This is a genomic window from Anatilimnocola floriformis (genome assembly GCF_024256385.1).
Lineage (GTDB): Bacteria > Planctomycetota > Planctomycetia > Pirellulales > Pirellulaceae > Anatilimnocola > Anatilimnocola floriformis.
In genome coordinates this window covers 683,359-705,238 of record NZ_JAMLFW010000001.1, presented here as the reverse complement: position 1 = coordinate 705,238, position 21,880 = coordinate 683,359, and the positions used below count along the sequence as shown (strand labels likewise).

Genomic DNA, 21,880 nt, shown 5'->3' with positions numbered 1-21,880 from the left:
CACCGCACGTACTTCACCCAGATCCCGTGACTATCGAAACTATCAAAACCGAAGTTGGCAGTTACTTCATCTCCAACTATCCGCCGTTCTCGCAGTGGACCACGGCGGCGTTGCCGGAGGTGGAAGCTGCGCTCCATTCGCCGCCCCAAACCGCCACGCCGCTGGGGCTGTATCTGCACATTCCGTTCTGTCGCAAACGCTGCAAGTTTTGCTACTTCCGCGTTTACACCGACAAGAACGCGCACGATGTCGAGTATTACGTCTCGGCGTTGTCGAAAGAGATCGAACTGGTCAGCCAGTTGCCCGTCATGGGCGGCCGGCCGTTTCGCTTCGTCTATTTCGGTGGCGGCACGCCGTCGTTCTTGAGTGCCAAGCAGTTGACGTCGCTCGTCGATCGGTTGCGGAAGCACGTGAACTGGAGTCACGCCGAAGAAGTGACGTTTGAATGTGAACCTGGCACGCTTTCGGAGCCGAAGGTTCATACGCTGAAGGAACTGGGTGTAACGCGACTGAGCCTGGGCGTGGAAAACTTCAGCGATGCGGTGCTGGAGGAGAACGGCCGAGCGCATCTTTCAGCCGAAGTTTACAAAGCCTGGAGTTGGATTCAAGCCGCGCAGTTTGCGAACGTTAACATCGACCTGATCAGCGGCATGGTCGGCGAGAGTTGGGACAACTGGCGCGACTGCATCAAGAAGACGATCGAGCTGTCGCCCGACAGCGTGACGATTTATCAAATGGAGTTGCCGTTTAACACGGTTTACTCAAAGGATATTCTCGGCAATCAAATCGAGACGCCAGTCGCCGATTGGCCGACAAAGCGGGCCTGGCTGAACTACGCGTACGACGAACTGCAGGCCGTTGGCTATCACATTTCGAGCGCTTACACGCTCGTCAAAGATCCGCAAAAGGTCAACTTCAGCTACCGCGATAACTTGTGGAAGGGCTCCGATCTGCTCGCCACCGGCGTGGCCAGCTTTGGGCACGTGGCGGGCGTGCATTATCAAAACAAAACCGAGTGGGGCGATTACACGAAAACATTGCTCGAGGACAACAAGCTGCCGTTATTCCGCGCGCTGCGGCCGACGAAGCATCAGTTGCTCATTCGCGAATTGATTCTGCTGCTGAAGAAGGGTTACCTCGACGTCAACTATTTCCGCAACAAGTACGGCGTCGACGTGCTCGAAGAATTTCGCGATGCTTGGCAGCAACATGTCGCCGAAGGCATGCTGACGTTCGACAACGATCGTGTCACGCTCACGCGCGATGGCTTGCTCCATGCCGATGCGTTGTTGCCGGCGTTCTTCGAGTCGCAGCATCAAGGGGTTCGCTACACTTGAGCGAGCCGCTGACGTTTGAGATGGGGAAGTTCGTCGCGGAGTTTCCCACGGACCGCCTTTACGCGAAGAACCACATGTGGGCCGAGCGACGTGGCGATTCTGGCACAAATGCAGTGCTGCGCTTCGGCTTCTCCGCTTACGCGGTTCGTTTGCTGCAGGACGTTTACTTTCTCGATTGGACAATCGATGCCGGTGTGCCGCTGCGGGAAAAGCAGGAGATCGGCAACATCGAAAGCAAAAAAGCCGAGAGCAGCTTATACTCACCCATCGCTGGCGAGTTGCTGCAGTTCAACGGCGAGTTGCTGTCCGATCCCTCGGCGATCAATGTCGACAAGTACGGCAATGGTTGGCTGTTTGAGATGCAACCCGCGGCCGTTGATAAAAGTCCGCTCCTCACGCCGCCCGAGTATTTGCAGCATCTGGCCGCCGTGTGGGAAGTGACGCAGCGGACGATCAAGGGGCAGATGAACGAGTAAGGCTTACGCGATGTCCGGCATGATGCCCAACCGCTGCTCTGATTTGTCGCCTGCTCAAGCGAGGGTGTTTCTCGCTGCTCTCTTGCTTATCGCGCTCGTGGGCTGCGTCCTCTCGTGGAACAAAGGGAAGTTGCCGGCCCGCGATGTCGCTCCGGAGACGCAACCGGTCAAAACGGACACCGCCACGGAAGTTGCCAGCGATCCGGTTGCTCCCGATCTGCAACTCTATCGCGATGTCACCGCCGCCGTCGCGCGCGGTGAGAATTACTACGTCACCGTCAAGCCGCAGTTACTCAAGCACGGCTTTCCTGTACGGAGCACGTTCAACTGGCGGTTGCCGACATATGCCTGGTTCTTCGCGCTGTTGCCTGGGCCTTGGGCGATTCAAGGTTTGCTGGTGCTGCTCGCGGCGGCGGGGCTGACGCTGCATTTCCAAGCCGAGCAAACCGCGCAGGGCCTGGCCGCGGCGGTCTTCTCGGCGTTCCTGCTGATTGGCGTGGTGAAGTGGTCGGTTGATGGCTTGGCGTTTTACACGCAGGAACTCTGGGCCGCGGTCTTGATGCTGGTTTCGATCGGCACCATCGCGAGGAAGGAGCCGGCTTGGCGGATCGTGGCGATCAGCGCCGGAATTGCCGCGTTGTTATTTCGTGAACTGGCCCTGCCGTATTGTTTCTGGGCCGCTGTTTTCGCTACGTATCATCGACGCTGGAAAGAAGCCGCAGGTTGGTCCGCCGGCATCGCATTGTTCTTCGCCTTCCTCTTCTGGCACAGTCGGCAAGTTGCGGCTCAGCTGACGGCAGACGATCTGAACGGAGCAGGCGGCGGGCTGACGCAATGGCTGAAGTTCGGCGGCCTCGATTTTGTGCTCTTATGCACGCGACTCAATGCGTTCCTGTTCGCCGCCCCCGGGCCAGTCCTCTTCCTCTATTTACTCCTCTCTCTGCTCGGTCTCACCAGCAGCCGAGACGAGCGACTGCTGCTGCAGGGTTTCACGGCGGCCAGTTATTTTGCCGCCTTCAGCGTCGTCGGCATGCCCATCAACTTCTACTGGGGCTTGCTGTTTGCCCCCTTATTGCCGGCTGGCGTCGCGGCGGTTCCAGCCGTTCTCAACTCGCTCTGGCAACATGCTAGCGGCAACCGAGCGATGCCAAACCCGCCCGAATAATCGGCACAATCCCCACCATCTGCTTTCCAAACCCGCCCAATCATCACCACCTGACCCAAATTACCCTTCCGTTAAAAATACCCCAAGCTGCTTGAATTGCGTGCTACGCTTGACTATCCTCCGGGGTGAAGTTCCTCGGAATACGTCGCGTTTCACACACTTTTGTTCCTGCAGTACGAGGTTGTTATGTTGAAGTCTCTGAAGGCCTTGCGCTTCGTTGCGGTCGCCGCTGCCGCTGGTGTTGCGGTTGTTGGCCAGGCGAACGAAGCGTTTGCCGGTTGGCGTTGGCACCACAGCAGTGGTGGCAGCTCGTCGTCGGGTGGTTCGAGCAGCTCGGGCGGTTCGAGCGGTAGCTGGGGTTCGTCGGGCGGCAGCAGCGGTAGCTGGGGCAGCTCGGGTGGTTCTTCGGGCAGTTCGAGCGGCAGCTGGAGCTCGTCGTCGGGTGGTTCGAGCAGCTCGGGCGGTTCGTCCGGCAGCTCGGGTGGCTCGAGCGGTCACCACTGGCGTCGTCACCACGGCAGCAGCGGTGGTTCGTCGGGCGGTTCGAGCGGTAGCTGGGGTTCTTCGGGTGGCTCGTCGGGCGGTAGCTCGGGCGGTTCGTCCAGCTCGGGTGGTTCGAGCGGTGGTTCTTCGGGTGGCGGCGTGTACTACGCTCCGGTTGAAGTTCAAGAAGGCGCTCCCGTCGTTCCGGCTCAACCTGCAGCTCCTGCCGGTGCTCCGATGACCAGCCTCCGCAGTGGCGAAGGCCTGTTGACCGTCAGCGTGCCGACCGATGCCAAGATCTTCGTCAATGGCACGGCCACGACCAGCACCGGCGAAGTTCGCCAGTACGTGTCGCGTGACCTGGCTGGCGGCATGAGCTACGCCTATGAAGTGCGGGCCGAAATCGTTCGCGATGGCCAGACTCTGGAACAAACCAAGACGATCGACCTCCGCGCTGGCGCCACCAACTCGCTGGCCTTCGATTTCGAAGCCGCCAAGTCGGTTGAGACCTCGCTGACGGTTCGCGTGCCTGCCGAAGCCAAGGTTTATCTGGCCGGCAACGCCACCACCGCCGCTGGCGAAATCCGCGTCTTCAAGACGACGGGCCTGTCGACCGGCAAGGGCTGGAGCGGCTACAAGGTTCGCGTTGAAATGGAACGCGATGGCAAGCTCGTGACCGAAGAAAAGGTCATCGATCTGGCCGCTGGCGAAACGAAGGAAGTCACCTTCTTCGCCGTCGATAAGGTTGCCTCGGCTCGCTAGTTCGAGTACGCAGTTGCTGGTTCAAAGTTTGAAAATGAGGGCCCTTGGATGAATTTCATCCAAGGGCTTTTTTCGTTTGCCGGCAGAGTTGGCATGCGTCGTCGGACTATCTACCCAGGTAGTCCGACGCGTAAGCGGAAGGCGAGTCGCGAGTAATCTCCAGGTTCACCATCGTGTGGCAACACCAAAGAAGGCGGGAGAGAGCTGATTCAGATTTGGATGCAAATCGATTTCCCGTCGCCTACTTCGTTGCCGCGGGAATTCGGTGCTGTCGCACGTTGCCGATGGTTGGCTCATACACACTCCCCCCTTCCGCTCACGCGTCGGGCTATCTAGTCAGCAAATTCCGCACAGAATCACTCATCCGAACGGCACCCACTGGCCGATCCTCACTTATTACACAATGGATTTGCGTTCCACTGAGCTGGCAGCATGAGCAAAGAAGGCGGTTCGGCTGCGAGCTGGATCGCGTGAGTTTAGTTCGCAGGTTGTTCTCTTTTTCGATTGAGTGGAACGGATGCCCGCCTTATTTTCGCCGAACTCCGGCATTGCTGCATTAACTACCGCTCCCTTACTGGAAGTGAGTTATCCCGGCAGCATGGCCCCGCACTTTCGCGTGCAGGCCCTCACCAGCGAAGGCCAGCCGCAGTGGAAACTGGTGGCCAGCTTTGGCGATCAGCAACTCGCGCAAATCTGCCTCGACCGCCTTCGCCGCCAAGGTGAAGTTGCCCGGTTGATCGCCTATCGCCGTGTGCCGACGGCGGCTTAGGTTGCTTAACTCGGATCCTCCGCCGCGAGACGCTCGATCTTCTGCCAGTCGAGCATTTCCTCATTGCTGGGCCATTCGCGCGCCAACGTTTGATACCAGCGAATATCGCGCACCGTGCGGCCGATCACGAAGCCGAGCATGAGCGTCGCGGCCAGATGCCAATGCGCTGCGTAGAGCACGCTGACCATTGCCAAATAGATCACGACGAATAGCAGTTGCCGACGCCATTGCGTTCGCCAGTAATAGGCAATACCAGGAGTGATATTGCGGCGCTCGAGCAAAGCCCGAGCTTTGGCCGAGAGCAGGCTCGTCGGTGTCATTCAGATCTCATTTCTTCTTCAGCAACTCATCGAGATGCACTTCAACCGACTCCGCCAAGCGCTGCGGATGGTAACCACCCTCGAGCGCGCTGACGATTCTGCCGTCGGAGTGGGCATCGGCCACGCCTTGCACGATTTTGGTGAGGGTGCGGAAGTCCTCGGTCTCGAGTTCTAGCGAACCAATCGGGTCGCGGATGTGGGCGTCGAAGCCGGCGCTGATGATCACAAGTTGCGGCTTAGTCTTCGTAGCGAAAGCTTCGAGTTCTTTCTGAAACGCGGCGAGAATATTTTCGCGCGGCGTGCCAAAGGCCATCGGCACGTTCTTGGTGAAGCCCAAGCCGCGGCCGCTGCCGGTTTCGTCCTTGTCGCCGGTGCCGGGATAGAACGGCCAGCGGTGCATCGAGAAGAACGAGACTTGCTCGTCGGTGTAAAACACATCCTGCGTGCCGTTGCCGTGATGGACGTCCCAATCGACGATCAGCACGCGATCGAGCTGATGCTCGGCGATCGCGCACTTCGCCGCAATGGCAACGTTGTTCAGCAGGCAAAAGCCCATCGCACTTTTTTCGAGCGCATGATGCCCCGGCGGCCGCACGAGGCACATCGCATTCATGTCTTCCTTCTTCAGCACCGCCCCCACGGCTGCACACACCGCGCCGGCTGCCTGCTGAGCAACGGTGAAGCTCTCCTCGCTCATCACGGTATCGGCTTCGATGCGGCCGCCGCCGGTCTTCGCATATTTTTCGAGTTCAGCGACGTACTCCTTCGTGTGAATCCGCTGCACTTGCTCGGCCGTCGCCGGTTTCCACTCAGCCGCTTTCACACGGTCGTACATGCCCACCATTTTCAAATGGCGGTCGATGGTGGCCAGCCGTTCGGGCTTCTCTGGATGAGCGCCGGTCTTGTGCGTTTGAAACAGCGGGCTGTGGTAGAGAAGAGTCATGGGGAAATGCAGAAGGAAGAAAGTAGAAGGCAGAACCGATGAAGATATCAGCCTAGCGAATACTCAGGCGTTTCACTTTGGGAGTGGTCGCAGTTTTTCGTAAGTCCAACTGATCGACAAGAAGATTGGCGCGAGCACGAGCATCAGAGGTAGCGACACCCAAAAGTAAAATTCGGTCCAGTCTCGGTGATGGTAAACGTGGCCGTTGCTGTCGATCGCCAACTGTGGACTGCGAAATTTCGAGTTGTACTCGCGCACAAACGCTTCTTTGAGCGGCCAGCCATCGACGCAGCATTGATGAGCGGCACAGTCGTCATAGGCCAGGTGCGCTGGCATTCCACCCACGCGCGTCGTCGCAAAGAAAGTGCTACTGTCTGAAAAATCGTCGATCGGCTTGCCACACAACATGCAGGACATGCCGTCGTACACGAGTGCCATGTGTTATTCTCCGTAGCAGCGCGACGAAGCTCGACAACACATTCTATCTGGTAGCAAAGCATGCAGCGATCACATTTCGCCGCTTGATCTGCAACGGAAATAAAGAAAACTATCGCACGACGCGTTCGCCTCGAATGCGGGCCGAGAAATTCGGATCGTTGCGATACTTGAGGACCATGTCGTTCACGCGCGCACGGCGTTTGGTTTCTTCGAATGGCAGGCTGGTATCGATCAGCTTCAGGTCGTAAGCCAACTGGTCGCTAAAGCCCGGCAACAGCACGCGATAGTCCTGCGGAATTTTGCCGGGGGCCAGATGATTGATGTGCTGCACGATATTGGTCGTGCAGTTATTCGTGATCGAGTCGTAGAGCTCGGGCGTATCGTTCAGCTTGTTCACGCGGCGGAGAATGTCGATCAGCAGTTGCTGGCATTGCTGCGGCGTGGCGCTGCCGCGGTACGCATAGACATCGCACTTCCGCTGCTCGACCCGGACGCGAATCAGATCCTGCTCACTGGCGACGACGTACATCAACTCAAATTGCCCCAGCGCTCCCGGAATTGGGTTGTACTCTTCTCCCTTCTCAAGTCGCACCTCGACCGACACGCCCACTCGATCACCATCGGCCAAGCCGAAGCTGAGAAATGTGTGCGCGAGAGCCCGTTGCTCGTTGAAGGGGACAACCAGGAAGTCGACATTCTGCACGTCGCCGATCGCGAACGTCTTGTCGTAATAATCGACCAGGCAATCGCGATAGGTAAAGAACTCGGCATTGCGGACGTTGTGCAAGGTGATTTGCTCACCCTTCATCTCGGCGCGAGCCAGCACCTTGTGCTCGACGATCCAGTTCCGGTCATTCGAGGGAGTATTCATCTCCGGCAACAGCATCTGCCACGCCTGCTCGTTCGGCGCACCGCTGCGACAACCGCAGGCGGTAGCGCAAAAAATCGCGACGGCGCACAGCAAAAGCGCAGCACGGCCATGCTTCCGCAGCGCGGAAGTCCTGGCTCGCCCAAGCTGAATGCTGCGCGGAGGCATACTTTTCCACCATGACCCTGATACACAGCGGCCGAATTAGCCCAAACCGCCACTCCGCACAAGGGCAAACGGCTGAAGCAGCAGACGCCAGCGGCTAGAAAGCGAACTTTCCCGCCGCTTTACGTGTCGATCAATCGCCGGAATAATGCGAGCAGCCGAATGCAGTCATTTGCAGCGACAGCATTCGGCGATTTCCGCCCCTATAGCTCAGCTGGATAGAGCAGCCGCCTTCTAAGCGGCAGGTCGCAGGTTCGAATCCTGCTGGGGGTGCTTCGGTTACTCCGCCTTCTTCGCTGTTTTTTGTTCCAGCAAGTAGGTTGCCAGGTCCGCGAAATCGGTGGGCGTGATTGTTTCGCCGACGTTCGCTGGCATTAGAGATAGTTGGGTTTGCTTTTTCTCTTCGACGTCGGCTTTGGGAACGGTGAATTCCTTGCCTTGCGGATCGACGAGCACTAGCAACGCACCTTCTTCGCGGCGGAACAAGCCGCTGAGGACGCGGCCGTCGGCGAGTTGCAGCGTGGTCGTGCGGAAGGCGACATCGACGTTGCGGTTGGGATCGAGAATGTCCTCGAGCAAACGATCGCGGCCGCGCAGGCCGATGCCGTCGAGTTGCGGGCCGACGACATTTCCCTTGCCGGCGATTTGATGGCAGGCCGCGCAGTGCTTGGTGAAGAGCTCTCCGCCGCGCACTCCGCTGGCCATGTTCTTTTCGAGGGCCAGTTTGCGCTCGGCGATCAATTTGTCGCGCGCTTCGGCATCGGTCGGCAAACCGGCAGTCAGCTCGGCAACTTGCTCTTTCCAGTTCGGTGTTTTCAAAGTTTGCAGCCGCGTATTGATCGCCGGCAGCATCAGCAGCCGCGGCGAAGCTTGCCCCGCTTTGACGAGTGCAAACAGAACTTCCACGCCGCCGGCATCGCTCGTCAGCGTTTCGGCGATCAATGTTTGCAGCCGGAGCGAGCTGGCCTTCAGCACCGTTTGCAGTGCGGTGGCAACTTGTTTTTCGTCGCCGGACGTTAGCGAATTGAGCAACTGGCCGCGATCGACGCCGATCAACTCGGTGCTGCCGAGGGCCGTCGCAATCGCTCGGTTCGGCGCCGCGGTTTCGAGCGCGACAAAGGCCTGACCGGCTGCGGCGCGAACGGCAGGATCGGTCTTTTCACTGCCGAGCAATTCGCCCAGGCGTGGACGAAGGCCGGTGAGCTTAAATCGCGCGACGAGTTCGGCGCCGGCCGCTTGATTGGCAATTTGCGGCAGGGGATTGAGGGCTGCGAGCGAGAAGCGGCCGACAGCGAACCAGGCGTAACCGGTGCCGGTGTCGCCATCGATGAGCTCGATGTAGCCCCGCTTGCCGGCGAACTTCTTCAGATCCCATTCGGTCTTCTGCGCGATGTCGTTACGCGGCGGCCGCGATTCGGCGAGGACTTCTTTCGTATCCGCGTCGCGCAGCAGAATTTTATTCAGATCGTTCCCCTTCGCCCCTGGCACACCATGATGGCCGGCGCACCAGAACGACAACTTTTCCGGCAGATCGAAGGCCGAGCTGCGATAGCTGCCGGTCAGCGTTTCGCCGCGGGCCAAGCTATCGTAGAACTTGTGCTTCGCTTCGCTATCCGAGCTCTTCCGCTCGACAATCACCCACGGCTGTTGCGACGGCGGCGCACCTTCGACGGCAGCGGCTTGCCAGGAAAAGACCTCTGTTGCTGGCGGCGAAAGCAGTTGAATAGCGACCTCATTGGCCCAGTCGAATAGCTCCCGCTTCGGCTCTTCGCCGCGCGTGGCCAGGCCCGCAAAGATCGCGCTGATCATCTGCGCTTGCATCGGCAGGTCGTTACCCAATTGCTTCTGCGCGATGGGCGCGACGCGGGCCACAATATCGCCAGCAGCATTCTTGGCGACATGTTGCATGTAGGTTGCCATCTGCTCGCGATTGACACTGCCCGACTCGATTTGCGAAAGAAGGAGCGTTCCCGCGGCGCCGTTATTCACCGCGAGGCAAATCGGGGCGAGATCGTTGATTTGGGCAGCAGTCAGTTTCCAGTCGAGCACTTCGGCCGGCGACTTGGCTACTTGCAGCCGACTCTTGAGCGCCTGACGAATCGCATACGAGAGATGATTGTCATCGCCGGGAACTTCACGCAGCGCGGCGAGCAGCGCCGCGACGGGAACATTCTCCGGATGCATGGCAATCGCGTCGGCGCTCGCCCGACGAGCGAAGGGGGGAGACTTGGCATCGGTGACAACCTTGATGTCGGTGAAGACATCGGCGGTGGCCCGATTGGCGAGAGCTTTCGCATGGTGAATCCAAGCGAGCTCCCCTTCCGGCGAGCCCAGGTTGGCTTTGTCTTTGAGCAGGGCTTCGACCATCCACATGCCATGTACATAGCCGGGCGACTTTTCACCGACCTTGGCAAAGTAGTCTTGCACTTCGGTCGCGGCGGGCGCTCCCACAACATCGGTCACATAGTGTTGCACTTGCAGGCGGCGCTGCAGGTTCGAATTATCGAGCTCTTTCAACAGCTCGGCAGTCGACAGCCCCTTCAGCGACTTCGGCATCTTCACTGGTTTGGTCGCAGCATCATCACCTTTGTAAGTCACGCGCCAGATGCGGCCGCTCGTGCGATCGCGGCCCGGATGGGGCAGCGGCACTTCGTAGTGGCCGATGATGCGGTTGTAGAAATCGAGAATGTACATGCCGCCATCGGGGCCGATGTGAATGTCGACCGGGCGGAACCACGGATCTTCGGTGCTGAGAAAATCGGGCTGTTCCTTGGCTTTGATCGTGCTGCCGTGGTACTCGGCGGCGTTGCAGTTGATGCGACTCGTCATCACGTTGCCGCTATAGAACAGGCCGCGATATTTCTCCGGAAAATTATCGCCGCTGTAAATGCACACGCCGGCGATCGCCGTGCTGCCGTGCAAATGCTCCATCATCGGCGGCACGAAACCGAGGCCGTCGTCCTTGCGGCCGAAGCCTGGATACTGCCCATGCAGCAGCAGTTGATAAACGGGTTTGCTGTGGCAATCGGCGGTGAAAATGTTGAACCGCTCGTCGAGGCACATGCCGAAGGGATTCACCTGGCCGAAGGTGTAATTTTCGATGCGCGAACCATCGAGCTTGAAGCGGAACGTGTTGCCGCTGTTCATCACCACTTCGTTGCCGTCGGCCCCCTTCACCTTGCTGTTGTTGTTGAAGCCGTGGCAGGCATAGACCCAGCCATCGAAGCCGCGGCGGAACGCGTTGCACATGCCGTGCGTATCGCGCGTCGTGTCGAACGGCCCGTAGAGCTTCGTCCGTTTGTCGCACTTCAGATCGCCATCGGTATCTTCGAAATGCACGATGTCCGGAATGTTGAACGCGATGCAGCCACCCTTCCACGGATAGATGCCCATCGGAATATTCAGCCCCTCGGCGAAGATGGTCATCTTCTCGAACCGGCCATCGCCGTCGGTGTCTTCCAGCACACGAATGCTGTCCTTCGCCGGCCGATCGCTGGGCGCGGCGTAGGGATATTCGACCGTGCACGTCAGCCAGATGCGGCCCTGCTCGTCGAACTGCATGTTCAGCGGCTTTTGAATATCGGGCTCGGCAGCGACCAGATTGATTTCGAAACCGGGCGGCAGCTTGAACGCTTTTTGCTCGTCGGCAGGCGACAACCAAGGCGTGGTCCGCACCCCTTCGGCAAAGGGATCGGCAGCGAACGCAGCGCGCGAAACGCCGACGAGGAGGAGGGCAACAAACAGGAGGGAGAGGTGTTTCATGGAAGGATTTCAAAGTAGCTGAATTCGCCAGAATTCAGTCGATCTGCAATCAACTCAGTGCCACTGAATTCTGGCGAATTCAGCTACAGGAAAAACAGATTACACTAACCCGATCTGCAATCCAAAATCTGCAATCAACAATTCTCATGACTCCCGAACATCTTATGCAGACCATCGACACGCAACTAGCGCATGTCTGGATGGTCCGCGCTTTTCTCAAGCATAGCGACGAAGCCGCCGAGGACGACGAACTGGCCGAAGTCCACCGCGAACTCTACGACTACATGCTCGCCCTCGGTGGGCCGCTGAAGGAGGGGAATGCTGCCGAGTATCTGCGGATGGCGACCAAAAAGCTCGCCAAGCTCCGCCGCGCGACCGAGTCGTTCGCGACCATCCAGCCCGAGATCTCGCAGCACACCAACTTTCAAATGGCTGTCCACTCTCTGCAAGCCGCCGTTGCCGAAATCGCCCGCCTCCTAACGCCGGCTTAATTCCCCTTCACTTTCCTTCGCGTCCGAACATACAACGCTTTTGCGCGGAAATTGAAGCCTTCTTAATCACCGACTATTTCACCACTTACGTACAAAACAGTGCGTTTTACCACTGTTGTTTCACAACACTTCGCCACAAACCGCTAGTGAACTCTTAGGCATTTCTCTTCTTCCTGAACCTGCGACCGGCCAACCACTTGCCGCACTTCTCCAATCCATAACCCTTAATTTCGGGCGTTGTTTTCGCACAACAGTTTCCACAACGATTCGGAATCGCTCACCACCACTTCTACTGCGCTCGACTCGACTGCTGAGATCGGCTCGCGACTCCGCTTACGCCCCAGGAACGCGCGCCGCTGCTCAACCCATTCGCAACTAATTAGTGTACATAAATTTACTATCTACGTCAATCTGCTTCATCAATTTTTCATCAGTCGAATCGCACACCATTCGCCCAGTCAGCTAATCTGAGGGCCTCGCCTAGAACTCACTTCGCTCGAGCCCACCGATGAACAACGCTCTCTCTCGCCGTACATTTCTCGCCGCTGGCGCTGCCATTCCCTTGGCCGATGCTGCTTGCCGGGCCGCCGAAGGAGCCGCCGCGGCGGAAGTCATCGGGCCGCTGGTGGGGCATACCGACACGACGTCGACCATCCTCTGGGCCCGCTTTGCCAAACCGGGACGACACGTTCTCAAGCTGCGCACGGCAGATGGCAAAGAAACAGTGCGAGAAATCACCGCCGAAGCCAAGGCCGAAAACGACAACACGATTCACTGGTTCATCAGTGGCTTAGAGACTGGCACGCGCTACCTGGCCGAAACGGCGGGTGGCCGGCCTTGTTCGTTTACGACCGCTCCCGCACCCGAAGCGCCAGCAAAAGTAAAACTAGCCTTCGGTTCCTGCGCCCGCGAAGACGAAGGAAGTCGCGCAGTGTGGACGCGGATGCTCGCCGAAAATCCCGACGTCGTCGTTCTCGGCGGAGACACTCCTTACATCGACTCTACCGACATCGCCAAGCAGCGCAGTCGACATCGCGCATTCGCCTCGGTGCCGGAGTATCAATCGCTCCTCTCCACGCGGCCGTTCTGGTCGACGTGGGACGATCACGACTTCGGCAAGAACGACGCCGATGGCACGCTCAAGGGAAAAGAGAACAGCCGGCAAGTCTTCACCGAGTATCGCGCGCAAACGGAGTTCGGCGACGGCAAGGAAGGGATCTACACTTCGTTTCGCTGGGGTCCGGTCGAGATGTTTTTGATCGACGCCCGCTGGTGGTCCTACACCGGCCCGTCGTTCGCCGATCCCACGCAGAAAACATTGCTCGGCAAGGGCCAATGGGAATGGCTCACCGCGCAGCTGCGGGCCAGCACCGCGCCCTTCAAGTTGCTGATGAACGGCGTGATTTGGGAGGACAAACAGAACAAAGAGAAGGACGACTGGGAAACGTATAACGCCGAGCGGGCGGCACTTTTCACGTTCATCAAGGAGCAACGGATCAGCGGCGTGATGCTGATCGGCGGCGACATTCACGTGACTCGGTTACTGCGTTACCCACCCAAGTTCGCCGGCTATCCGCTGTGGGATTTCATCTCGTCGCCAATCCACGACAAGGTCATCCCGGCCCTCAACGTGCCGCATCCCTTCCTGCTGGAATCGAAGGAACAGCCGAACACCTTCCTGGAACTGACGGCAGACTCCACGGTTCAACCGCCGACGCTTACTGCGAGGTTTTTAGATACCGAGGGGAAGTCGCTCTTTGCCGATACGGTAGTGTCGCTCAGCGACGTCACGCCGAAAGGCACACGTGGGGAGTGAGGGTGTCTTCTTAGCCCTCAGCTTTAGCTGAGGGAAAGCAAACAAAGACGCTTCCGGCTTTAGCCATTCTATTGGCAGAAGAATTCACGGCTAAAGCCCGGCACTCTGCGGATCTCGCCCACCAGCTAAAGCTGGTGGCTAACGAGAGAGAATGTCGAGAGAGCAATCAGACCGCGAAGTCTCCGCGGATGTTTTGATTGCCATCCCCCTGCCGACGCTTTATCGTACGTGGGCTTGCATGTGCTTACCGCACTCGGGCCGAACCGGACCGTGCAAAAAAAAACTGGCAGGTAGTCGCAAAGATGAGCGCGACTACCTGCCGTATGAACAATGACAAATTATGAACTGGGCAAATTTTATGAACAGTCGCTGGTTTGCACAATGCCCCCCGTTCGTCACCCTAACCACGTTGGCTGCAACGTGTTCCATGCTGTTTTTCGGGCATTTTTCTGCGACCGCCAACGCTCAGCCCAAAGAAAAGGACAAATCTCCCGGCACGGTCTGGGCAGAAAAGAACCTGGACGAGCTCCGCAGCATCTATCAGCATTTTCACCGCAACCCGGAGCTCTCGTTTCATGAAAAGGCAACGGCTGCGACGGTCGCGAAGCATTTGAAAGACGCCGGCTGCGAAGTGACCGAAAACATCGGCGGTTATGGCGTGGTGGGCCTGCTGAAGAACGGCGCCGGCAAGACGATCATGGTCCGGACCGATCTCGACGCGCTGCCGGTGAAGGAGGCGACCGGCCTGGCGTACGCCTCGCAAGTGACGGTGAAGAACGACACCGGCAACGACGTGGGGGTGATGCACGCCTGCGGTCACGATATTCACATGACCAATCTGATTGCGACGGCCCGTTACTTCGCCGCCCACAAAGATCAGTGGAAGGGAACGCTGATGCTCCTCGGTCAGCCTGCCGAGGAACGGGGATCTGGCGCGCGGAAGATGCTCGATGACAAACTGTTCGAGCGATTCACTAAGCCCGATTACGCCGTTGCGCTCCATTGCGATTCAGGCCTCGCCACCGGCCGAATCGGCATTCGGGGCGGTTACATTTTGGCCAACGTCGATAGTGTTGACATCACCGTGCGCGGCCGCGGCGGCCACGGCGCCATGCCGCACACGACCATCGATCCCATTGTGCAAGCGGCGGAATTGATCGTCGCGCTACAGACGATCGTCAGTCGCGAAATCAAGCCGACCGAGCCCGCCGTGATCACCGTCGGCTCGATTCATGGCGGCACGAAGCACAACATCATCGGCGACACGTGTCATCTGCAATTGACCGTGCGGAGCTACAGCGACAAGGTGCGCGCGCAACTCAAATCGGCCATCGAACGCAAAGCCAAGGGGGTAGCCGTGGCGGCCGGCGCGCCGGAGCCGGTCATCGCTTTTTCGGATGGCACACCAGCAACCTTCAACGATGAGAAGCTCGCCGTGCGGCTGAATCAGAATTTCCGCGAGTTGCTCGGCGAAAATAACGTCGAGCCCGGCGAGCCGTCGATGGGTGGCGAAGACTTCAGCGAATACGGCCGGGCCGGCGTGCCAATTTTGATGTACCGCCTCGGCGTCGTGAACGCCAAACGACTCACTCGCTACAAAGAGCTCGGTCAGGAGCCGCCATCGCTCCACTCGCCACTATTTTATCCCGATGCCGATGAATCAATCGTGACCGCCGTCAGTACGATGACCTCAGCAGTGACGGAACTGCTGAAGTAGAGGCGCGGCCACTCGGGACGGCGAGGCTCCTGCCGAGCCGCCGAGGTAGATCTGCAACGGCCGGCGACGACTGCCTTCAACCGCTACGGCTCGGCGGGAGCCTGTCACGCGACATAAAGTTATGCCGTTAATCGCGACACATAGTTTTGCCGTTAATCGCGACATAAAGTTTTGCCGTTAATCGCGACATAAAGTTTTGCCGGGTTGTGGGATTCGGTAGCATGAGTTCGTCTCGGGCGTCTGGTGAATTCGTTGCTGCGGAGATTCGATCATGCCTCGTGCTTTGGCTTTGGCGGTTCGGCGGGCGATTTGGCGACGATCTAAGAATGGGCAGTCGGTGGCGCTCATCGCCCAGGAGTTGGAGTTGTGCGAGCGGACGGTGAGGAGCTTTTTGCAGCGGTTGCGGGCGCGGGGCGAGGCTGCGTTGGCGGCCAATTATCAGGCGTGCGGCAGAGAGCGTTCGCAGGATGCGGAAGTGGTGCGGCGGCGAACATTGCGATTGCGTGAGCAGCATCGGCGCTGGGGCGCTGAGCGTTTGCGAATTGAATTAACGCGGTGGTTTGTTGCGGCTCAACTTCCCAGCACGCGCACATTGCAGCGCTGGTTGCGGACCACGCGGCCTGCGCCGAGTGGTCGTCGCCAGGGCACGCGCGTGACGCGAGCAGAGCAGCCGCACCACGTTTGGCAGATTGATGCTGCGGAGCAGAAGCGACTGGCCAGCGGCGCGCCGGTGTCGTGGTTGCGCGTGGCCGATGAGTGCAGCGGCGCGGTGCTAATGTCGTTTGTTTTTTCCCCTCGGTCACTTCACGCAGGTTCCCGTGGTTCGCGTGCAGGCCTGTTTGCGGCAGGTTTTTAGCGAATATGGAAGGCCGCACGTGATGCGTGTCGACAACGGCGCACCGTGGGGTTCGTGGAGCGATCTCCCCACCGCGCTCGCGCTATGGCTCATCGGCTTGGGTATTGAGATGCACTGGAACACGCCGCGCCGACCGCAGGAGAACGGCGTGATCGAACGAAGTCAGAGCCTGGTGAATACTTGGGCGGAACCGCGGCAGTGCCGAACTGTGCGTCAGTTTCAATCGCGACTGCGGCATGAAGATCGCTTGCAACGCGAAGTTTATCCCGCAATTCACAAGCAGCCGCGAGTCGTGGCGTTCCCCGAGCTGAAGCATTCGGGGCGCACCTACACGGCAGGTTGGGAACGACGTCACTGGAACTGGGACCGCGTGCTTGAGCATCTCAGCACCTATTGCGTGCCCCGTCGTGTCGATCAGTCGGGCAAGATCGGGCCGTATCACCGCAAGCTGTTTATCGGCGCCCGACACGCCGGCCGCGACGTGTACCTGAGCTTCGACCCCGATCGCTTGGAATGGCTGGTGACCGATGAACCAGGCAACCAACTGCGAGCGATATACGCCTCCGACTGGACTCCACACGCCGTGCGCACTCTCCAAGTGCCAGGGCCGGCGCAGCGTCGCAAATGAAAACACTGGCGTAGACAAGTGAACATGAAAGCTAGCTAGATCGGCAAAACTTTATGTCGCTATTAACGCGGCAAAACTTTGTGTCGCGTGACAGAGCCTCGCCCTCCCTTAACTTTGAGATAAACTGAGAGGATGAAGTTTCGCATTCTCGATCTGCTGTTGTTTGTCACCATGTTGGCCGCCGTGATCGGCGGCTTGGTCTTTGCGCGACGGCAGGCGATTGCCGTCTATGGCGATCAAGCCGCACAAAGCCAATGGGACGCTTGGCGAACCGATGCCAAGAAGCTTTCCGAAGGGCCTGGTCCGGTCATTCGTCGCACCCCGAAGAGCGTCCGCCCGCCAGCACTCGTGCTGATGCAGGATTACTTTCCAGTCTGCCTGGCCCTTTCCGTCCTTCTCAGCTCGGTCTTGTTTGCCACGACGCTGGCGTTCTTCCGCGGCGCGCTGTCGAGCGCGCCGTTTGTCGATCGCTCGTTGCCCGAAGAAAAAAATCAAAAGCCCTCTTCTCCCCGATGAAATCAAACCTCACACTCGCGTTCCTTTCGCTCTTCCTCTTCACCGCGCTGGCGACTGGTCTCGCTGCGCAAGAACCACCGAAATCGCTGATCAGCAACGGCGACTTCGAAACCGATCGCGACGCCGACGGCTGGCCCGATGGTTGGCCACGTGCGAAAGAGGACGTGAAGTGTGTCACCGAGGGCGAGAATCATTTTCTCCGCCTCACATCGTCCAAGCCGGGCGAGACCGTGATGCTTTATCACGCGGTGAAGATTCCCGCCGAGGTGCGCGCACTGACACTCGCCTTCAAGATGCGGACGAGCAATCTCAAGCCGGGCAAACAGCCGTGGTTCGATGCTCGCATCCTCGCCGAGTTCAAAGACAAAGAGGGCAACAAAATGGCCGGCGCTCCGGCAGCGCCGTACCTCCGCAAGGATTCGGCTTGGACCGAGCGCACTATCAGCTTTCTCATTCCCGAGGGAGCAACGACGCTGGAGTTCATGCCTTCGCTACTGCAAGTCGAAGCCGGCACGCTCGATCTCGACGACGTGACCCTCACGCCGACCGATCCCGCGCCGCTGATCGAAGCCGCGAAAGCAACCGCCGCTGCCGCGAAGGCCAAACAAGAGAAAGACGCCGCGGCGAAGCGCGCCAAGGCAGCCACGTTGCTCGAGAAAGAAGGCAACCTACTTGCCAACGGCGATTTTGAACGCGATCCGAAGAAAACCGGTTGGCCAGAACAGTGGGGCAAGCCGAAAGACGGCGGCAGTTATGAAAACGAAAACGATAACTTCTTCGTGCGCCTGAAGTCGCCCAAGCCGGGCGAGATGGTGATGCTCTATCGCACCATCGATATTCCGGCCAACGTCGAAGCGCTGCAACTCACCTGGCGGCAGCGAATCGCCGATCTCAAGCCCGGCAAGGAGCCGTGGTTCGATGCCCGCATCATGCTGGAATTCAAAGATGAAGCCGGGCACAAAATGTCGGCCAAGCCTTCGCCGCCGTACACCCGCAGCAATACCAACGGTTGGGTGGAAAAGAAAACCGAGTTCCTCGTCCCGGCTAGTGCGCTCACGCTCGAATTCATGCCGGCCTTGTTTCAAGTCGAACGCGGCACGTACGACCTCGACTCGTTCGTGCTGAAACCGGTCGATGCCGCGCCGCTTCTCGCGGCCGCCAAAGCTGCCGAGGAAGAAGAGCGTCGCGCTCGCGTCGATCCCGAGTCGCCGCAGCGCGAGAAATGGCCGTTGCCGCTGCACGTGCAGGGCAATCAGATTTTGAATTCCAAGAACGAGCCCGTCTGGCTGCAAGGGATGAACGTCGTCAGCCTCGAGTTCTCGATCAAGGGCGAGAAGGTTCTCAAATCGACACTCGTCGCGACGGACGAATGGAAAGCGAACTGCATTCGCCTGCCGGTCAAGGAGGAATACTGGTTCGGCCGGGCTGCCGGTCAAAAGGATGGCGGCGCCGAGTATCGCGCGCTAGTCGATCAGGTCATCACGCTGGTCGCCAACCGCGGCAAGTATGTGGCCCTCGATCTCCATCGCTTTCGCGCACCGACGGCAGCGCACGTGGAATTCTGGAAGGACGCGGCGACGAAATATCGCGAGCATCCCGCCGTGATCTTTGATCTGTTCAACGAACCGCACGGTACGACGTGGGAAGTGTGGCGCGATGGTGGATTTGTCGCCGAAGAAAAGAAGGCAGCCGATGAAGACAATTTTCTTACGCCCGAAGAAAAGGCGAAGAAGAAAAACGGCTTTGAATCGGTCGGCATGCAAAAGCTGATCGACACGGTGCGCGACGCCGGCGCGAAGAACATCGTCATCGTCGGCGGCCTCGACTGGGCTTACGACTTATCGGGCATCGCCAAGGGTTTTGAGGTGAACGATCGCGGCGGGAATGGCGTTGTTTATTCCACGCACATTTATCCTTGGAAGCGCGACTGGGCGAACAAGGTGCTGCTGATCGCCGACAAGCATCCGATCTTCATCGGCGAAGTCGGCGCCGACATCAACAAGATGAGTTTCATCCCCGCCGACGCTCAGGAGGATCCTTACACCTGGGTCCCCGATATGCTCGGCTTGATTCAAAAGCACAAGCTGCACTGGACGGCATTTTCGTTTCATCCCAAAGCGACGCCGGTCATGATTCAAGGGTGGGACTACAAGCCGACGCCCTTCTGGGGGCAGTTCGTCAAGGATGCGTTGGCGGGCAAGGAATTCACCTGGAAGAAGAACCGCTAATCGACTCATGAGTCTCTGCCACAACTGTTGCCATTGTCAGCTCGTCGTCAGCGGCCGCGGCTCGACGTTTTATCTCTGCCGCCTGTCGCAAACCGAATCGCAATATCCCAAGTACCCGCCGCAGCCCGTCATCCGCTGCGCGGGTTATGTCGCCAAACCCGAGGAACCTGCCCGTGACGGCTGATGAACCTGTTGATGAATCGCCAGACGAAGCCGAGCCGCTGCGACTCGATCATTTTTTGAAGCAACGCGGCGTCGCCGATACGGGCGGCCAGGCCAAGCTGATGATCCAAGCCGGCGAAGTAAAACTCAACGGCGTGGTAGAGACGCGACGGCGGAAAAAACTGAGCCCGGGCGATAAGGTGGAAGTGCACGGTAAAAAACTCTTTGTGGAATAGCGGCGTGATCACCCGTTATCAGCATCTGGTGATTCAAACAGCGGCGGAACGTCTGCGCGATCTGGCCGAGATTCAGGCTCTCGTCGCAGCGCCGTTGCCGGAAGAGTTCGTTTCGTTTTTGCAGGCCGCTGCCGGAAATTTACTGTTCTACGATCTCCAGTTGCGGCCCAACCGGAAGCGAGCCGAGCCGCTGGCGTTTCATATGGTTTGGGAACCGGGAGCCGAGCCCGCTCCCAACTCGCCCACGACCATTGCCGGCCTGACGCGATTTGCTCGGCAACATGGCGCGCCGGCAACTTGCATAAATTTCGCTGGCCATCCCTATCTGACGCACTTGTTCTACGACGTGCCGCCGCACGGCAGCGGTTGATTTCGATCAGCTTCAGCCAGTCGCCGCTAGTTTCACGGAATACGTTTCGGCTTTGCAGTTAAACTACCGCAACCAATTGTTGCGGCTACAAGAGGTGGCCGACTGTGGCCGTCCTCAGGATAAGGAACGTTTGCTGGAATGGCTTGAGGCTGCCATTCCCGATTGGCGTGTGCGTTGGGAAGTGCCAGCCGATATTGTGGCTGCACTGGAAAGTGCTTGCGAGAACTCCTAGTTTCAATCCTTTCTGGAGAAACCAACGATGGCGGAATTGCTCGATGGTCAAACCGCGGAGATGCAGGGCTCGGGCTCGAAGCCGTATGTGCTGAAGAACACGGGTGGCGTGTATTCGTGCAGTTGCCCGGCGTGGCGCAATCAATCGACCGCGATCGAGAAGCGGACGTGCAAACATCTCCGCAAGTATCTGGGCGACGAGCACGAGAACAACCGCCTCGCTGCTGACGGCGTTTCGCCAGTGAACGTCCGCAAGGTCGAAACGTCTGAGGGTGAATCGGCAGCGCCGAAGATTTTGCTCGCCGAAACGTGGGACAACGAGCGCGACCTGACCGGTTGGTACATGAGCGAAAAGCTCGACGGCGTGCGAGCGTATTGGACCGGCGAGGTTTTTCTCTCGCGACAAGGGAATAAATATCTCGCCCCGAGTTGGTTCACGGCGGGCCTGCCGAAGACACCGCTCGACGGCGAACTGTGGATCGATCGCAAAGCATTCCAGCAAACGGTGAGCATCGTCCGCCGGCAGGATCAGAGCGAGCATTGGAAAAAAGTGTTGTATGTTGTCTTCGATTCGCCGCTGGAGCCGGGCAACTTCGAGCAGCGGTTGAAAGCGATGAACCAAAGCGGCCTCGCAAAAGCGAACTCGCAGCTGCGAATTCTCGAGCAGACGATTTGCGACAGCACCGACGGCTTGCGAAAAGAGCTGGCCCGCGTCGAAGCTCTCGGCGGCGAAGGGCTGATGCTGCGACAGCCCGATTCGAAATACGAGTTTGGCCGTTCGTCGACGCTGCTGAAGATCAAAACATTTCACGACGCCGACGCCGTCGTCACCGGCCACCAGGACGGCGAGGGACGCCACAAAGGCAGGCTCGGCGCGCTCCTGGTCGAGCTCCCCAACGGCACGCAGTTCGCTGTCGGCACGGGGTTCTCCGATGCCCAGCGGGCGGCGCCGCCCGCCATCGGCAGCACGATCACGTTCCGCTATCAGGAACTAACCGACGCCGGCGTGCCGCGGTTTACATCGTTCGTCCGCGAGCGCACCGATGCACCGACGAGCGGCAAGAAAAAGTCGCGTTAGAAGTGCGACTCACGCCCTGCTGTTGATGTTTGCCATCGCCGCCGACCGCGACTAGGCTGACAG

General features: G+C 58.9%; 21 protein-coding genes and 1 tRNA gene. 17 read left to right on the top strand and 5 right to left on the bottom strand.

The annotated features are described in order from the left end of the window. Positions 1-26 precede the first annotated feature (26 nt). The 5 genes from M9Q49_RS02845 to M9Q49_RS02825 all read left to right on the top strand — a co-directional run bounded on the left by M9Q49_RS02845 (position 27) and on the right by M9Q49_RS02825 (position 4,992). The gene (locus M9Q49_RS02845; RefSeq protein WP_254507134.1) at positions 27-1,337 is read left to right on the top strand and encodes a coproporphyrinogen-III oxidase family protein; all 1,311 of its coding nucleotides are present in this window, start codon (positions 27-29) and stop codon (positions 1,335-1,337) included. Continuing rightward, a complete protein-coding gene (locus M9Q49_RS02840) occupies positions 1,334-1,813 on the top strand; it encodes a glycine cleavage system protein H (protein WP_254507133.1) in 480 nt (159 codons plus the stop codon). Before M9Q49_RS02845 ends, M9Q49_RS02840 begins: the two co-directional genes overlap by 4 nt. A 10-nt stretch (positions 1,814-1,823) precedes the next feature. Continuing rightward, positions 1,824-2,978, top strand: coding sequence for a hypothetical protein (locus tag M9Q49_RS02835; RefSeq protein WP_254507132.1), 1,155 nt, complete (start codon positions 1,824-1,826; stop codon positions 2,976-2,978). A 186-nt stretch (positions 2,979-3,164) separates the two neighbouring features. Continuing rightward, positions 3,165-4,223, top strand: coding sequence for a TIGR03000 domain-containing protein (locus M9Q49_RS02830; RefSeq protein ID WP_254507131.1), 1,059 nt, complete (start codon positions 3,165-3,167; stop codon positions 4,221-4,223). A gap of 517 nt (positions 4,224-4,740) precedes the next feature. Further along, a complete protein-coding gene (locus tag M9Q49_RS02825) occupies positions 4,741-4,992 on the top strand; it encodes a hypothetical protein (protein WP_254507130.1) in 252 nt (83 codons plus the stop codon). Between the two features lie 5 nt (positions 4,993-4,997). On the opposite strand, the gene M9Q49_RS02820 is transcribed toward M9Q49_RS02825, so the two are convergent. From M9Q49_RS02820 to M9Q49_RS02805, 4 genes are all read right to left on the bottom strand, one after another. Further along, positions 4,998-5,312, bottom strand: a complete 315-nt coding sequence (locus M9Q49_RS02820; protein ID WP_254507129.1) for a hypothetical protein — start codon at positions 5,310-5,312, stop codon at positions 4,998-5,000. Positions 5,313-5,319: 7 nt separating this feature from the next. Then, positions 5,320-6,255, bottom strand: a complete 936-nt coding sequence (locus M9Q49_RS02815) for a histone deacetylase family protein (RefSeq protein ID WP_254507128.1) — start codon at positions 6,253-6,255, stop codon at positions 5,320-5,322. Between the two features lie 72 nt (positions 6,256-6,327). Then, positions 6,328-6,693 carry a hypothetical protein gene (locus M9Q49_RS02810; RefSeq protein ID WP_254507127.1) on the bottom strand — a complete coding sequence of 122 codons (366 nt, stop codon included), beginning with the start codon at positions 6,691-6,693 and terminating at the stop codon, positions 6,328-6,330. A gap of 109 nt (positions 6,694-6,802) precedes the next feature. Beyond that, positions 6,803-7,729: an Lnb N-terminal periplasmic domain-containing protein gene (locus M9Q49_RS02805; protein ID WP_254507126.1), complete on the bottom strand. Its 927-nt coding sequence runs from the start codon at positions 7,727-7,729 to the stop codon at positions 6,803-6,805. A 196-nt stretch (positions 7,730-7,925) separates the two neighbouring features. Between M9Q49_RS02805 and M9Q49_RS02800 the strand changes: the two genes are divergently transcribed. Further along, a tRNA-Arg gene (locus M9Q49_RS02800) sits at positions 7,926-7,999 on the top strand. Between the two features lie 6 nt (positions 8,000-8,005). Here M9Q49_RS02800 and M9Q49_RS02795 read toward each other — a convergent pair. Continuing rightward, positions 8,006-11,488: a PVC-type heme-binding CxxCH protein gene (locus M9Q49_RS02795; protein ID WP_254507125.1), complete on the bottom strand. Its 3,483-nt coding sequence runs from the start codon at positions 11,486-11,488 to the stop codon at positions 8,006-8,008. A gap of 146 nt (positions 11,489-11,634) precedes the next feature. Between M9Q49_RS02795 and M9Q49_RS02790 the strand changes: the two genes are divergently transcribed. The 11 genes from M9Q49_RS02790 (at position 11,635) to M9Q49_RS02740 (ending at position 21,817) form a co-directional block, all read left to right on the top strand. After that, on the top strand, positions 11,635-11,979 hold the full coding sequence (locus M9Q49_RS02790) for an amidohydrolase (RefSeq protein ID WP_254507124.1): 345 nt from the start codon (positions 11,635-11,637) through the stop codon (positions 11,977-11,979). A gap of 508 nt (positions 11,980-12,487) precedes the next feature. Next, positions 12,488-13,795: an alkaline phosphatase D family protein gene (locus M9Q49_RS02785; protein ID WP_254507123.1), complete on the top strand. Its 1,308-nt coding sequence runs from the start codon at positions 12,488-12,490 to the stop codon at positions 13,793-13,795. A gap of 427 nt (positions 13,796-14,222) precedes the next feature. Beyond that, positions 14,223-15,512 (top strand): M20 metallopeptidase family protein, encoded by a 1,290-nt coding sequence (locus tag M9Q49_RS02780; RefSeq protein WP_254507122.1) that lies wholly within the window; start codon positions 14,223-14,225, stop codon positions 15,510-15,512. Between the two features lie 271 nt (positions 15,513-15,783). Further along, a complete protein-coding gene (locus M9Q49_RS02775) occupies positions 15,784-16,368 on the top strand; it encodes a helix-turn-helix domain-containing protein (protein ID WP_254507121.1) in 585 nt (194 codons plus the stop codon). 19 nt (positions 16,369-16,387) lie between these two features. Continuing rightward, the gene (locus M9Q49_RS02770; protein WP_254507120.1) at positions 16,388-16,996 is read left to right on the top strand and encodes a hypothetical protein; all 609 of its coding nucleotides are present in this window, start codon (positions 16,388-16,390) and stop codon (positions 16,994-16,996) included. A gap of 132 nt (positions 16,997-17,128) precedes the next feature. Next, positions 17,129-17,512 carry a hypothetical protein gene (locus M9Q49_RS02765; RefSeq protein ID WP_254507119.1) on the top strand — a complete coding sequence of 128 codons (384 nt, stop codon included), beginning with the start codon at positions 17,129-17,131 and terminating at the stop codon, positions 17,510-17,512. Then, positions 17,509-19,740 carry a glycoside hydrolase family 5 protein gene (locus tag M9Q49_RS02760; protein ID WP_254507118.1) on the top strand — a complete coding sequence of 744 codons (2,232 nt, stop codon included), beginning with the start codon at positions 17,509-17,511 and terminating at the stop codon, positions 19,738-19,740. Before M9Q49_RS02765 ends, M9Q49_RS02760 begins: the two co-directional genes overlap by 4 nt. Positions 19,741-19,747: 7 nt before the next feature. Next, positions 19,748-19,924 (top strand): hypothetical protein, encoded by a 177-nt coding sequence (locus M9Q49_RS02755; protein ID WP_254507117.1) that lies wholly within the window; start codon positions 19,748-19,750, stop codon positions 19,922-19,924. Further along, positions 19,914-20,138: an RNA-binding S4 domain-containing protein gene (locus M9Q49_RS02750; RefSeq protein WP_390843214.1), complete on the top strand. Its 225-nt coding sequence runs from the start codon at positions 19,914-19,916 to the stop codon at positions 20,136-20,138. Before M9Q49_RS02755 ends, M9Q49_RS02750 begins: the two co-directional genes overlap by 11 nt. Before the next feature lie 4 nt (positions 20,139-20,142). Continuing rightward, a complete protein-coding gene (locus tag M9Q49_RS02745; RefSeq protein WP_254507116.1) occupies positions 20,143-20,508 on the top strand; it encodes a hypothetical protein in 366 nt (121 codons plus the stop codon). A gap of 259 nt (positions 20,509-20,767) precedes the next feature. Then, a complete protein-coding gene (locus M9Q49_RS02740) occupies positions 20,768-21,817 on the top strand; it encodes a DNA ligase (RefSeq protein ID WP_254507115.1) in 1,050 nt (349 codons plus the stop codon). The last annotated feature ends 63 nt before the right edge of the window (positions 21,818-21,880 follow it).

Bases quoted from the DNA above. Each gene is read 5' to 3' on its own strand.
- M9Q49_RS02835 (WP_254507132.1), top strand. From the start codon at position 1,824: ATGTCCGGCATGATGCCCAACCGCTGCTCTGATTTGTCGCCTGCTCAA.
- M9Q49_RS02830 (WP_254507131.1), top strand. From the start codon at position 3,165: ATGTTGAAGTCTCTGAAGGCCTTGCGCTTCGTTGCGGTCGCCGCTGCC.
- M9Q49_RS02825 (WP_254507130.1), top strand. From the start codon at position 4,741: ATGCCCGCCTTATTTTCGCCGAACTCCGGCATTGCTGCATTAACTACC.
- M9Q49_RS02820 (WP_254507129.1), bottom strand. From the start codon at position 5,312: ATGACACCGACGAGCCTGCTCTCGGCCAAAGCTCGGGCTTTGCTCGAG.
- M9Q49_RS02815 (WP_254507128.1), bottom strand. From the start codon at position 6,255: ATGACTCTTCTCTACCACAGCCCGCTGTTTCAAACGCACAAGACCGGC.
- M9Q49_RS02810 (WP_254507127.1), bottom strand. From the start codon at position 6,693: ATGGCACTCGTGTACGACGGCATGTCCTGCATGTTGTGTGGCAAGCCG.
- M9Q49_RS02805 (WP_254507126.1), bottom strand. From the start codon at position 7,729: ATGCCTCCGCGCAGCATTCAGCTTGGGCGAGCCAGGACTTCCGCGCTG.
- M9Q49_RS02795 (WP_254507125.1), bottom strand. From the start codon at position 11,488: ATGAAACACCTCTCCCTCCTGTTTGTTGCCCTCCTCCTCGTCGGCGTT.
- M9Q49_RS02790 (WP_254507124.1), top strand. From the start codon at position 11,635: ATGACTCCCGAACATCTTATGCAGACCATCGACACGCAACTAGCGCAT.
- M9Q49_RS02785 (WP_254507123.1), top strand. From the start codon at position 12,488: ATGAACAACGCTCTCTCTCGCCGTACATTTCTCGCCGCTGGCGCTGCC.
- M9Q49_RS02780 (WP_254507122.1), top strand. From the start codon at position 14,223: ATGCTGTTTTTCGGGCATTTTTCTGCGACCGCCAACGCTCAGCCCAAA.
- M9Q49_RS02775 (WP_254507121.1), top strand. From the start codon at position 15,784: ATGCCTCGTGCTTTGGCTTTGGCGGTTCGGCGGGCGATTTGGCGACGA.
- M9Q49_RS02765 (WP_254507119.1), top strand. From the start codon at position 17,129: ATGAAGTTTCGCATTCTCGATCTGCTGTTGTTTGTCACCATGTTGGCC.
- M9Q49_RS02760 (WP_254507118.1), top strand. From the start codon at position 17,509: ATGAAATCAAACCTCACACTCGCGTTCCTTTCGCTCTTCCTCTTCACC.
- M9Q49_RS02755 (WP_254507117.1), top strand. From the start codon at position 19,748: ATGAGTCTCTGCCACAACTGTTGCCATTGTCAGCTCGTCGTCAGCGGC.
- M9Q49_RS02740 (WP_254507115.1), top strand. From the start codon at position 20,768: ATGGCGGAATTGCTCGATGGTCAAACCGCGGAGATGCAGGGCTCGGGC.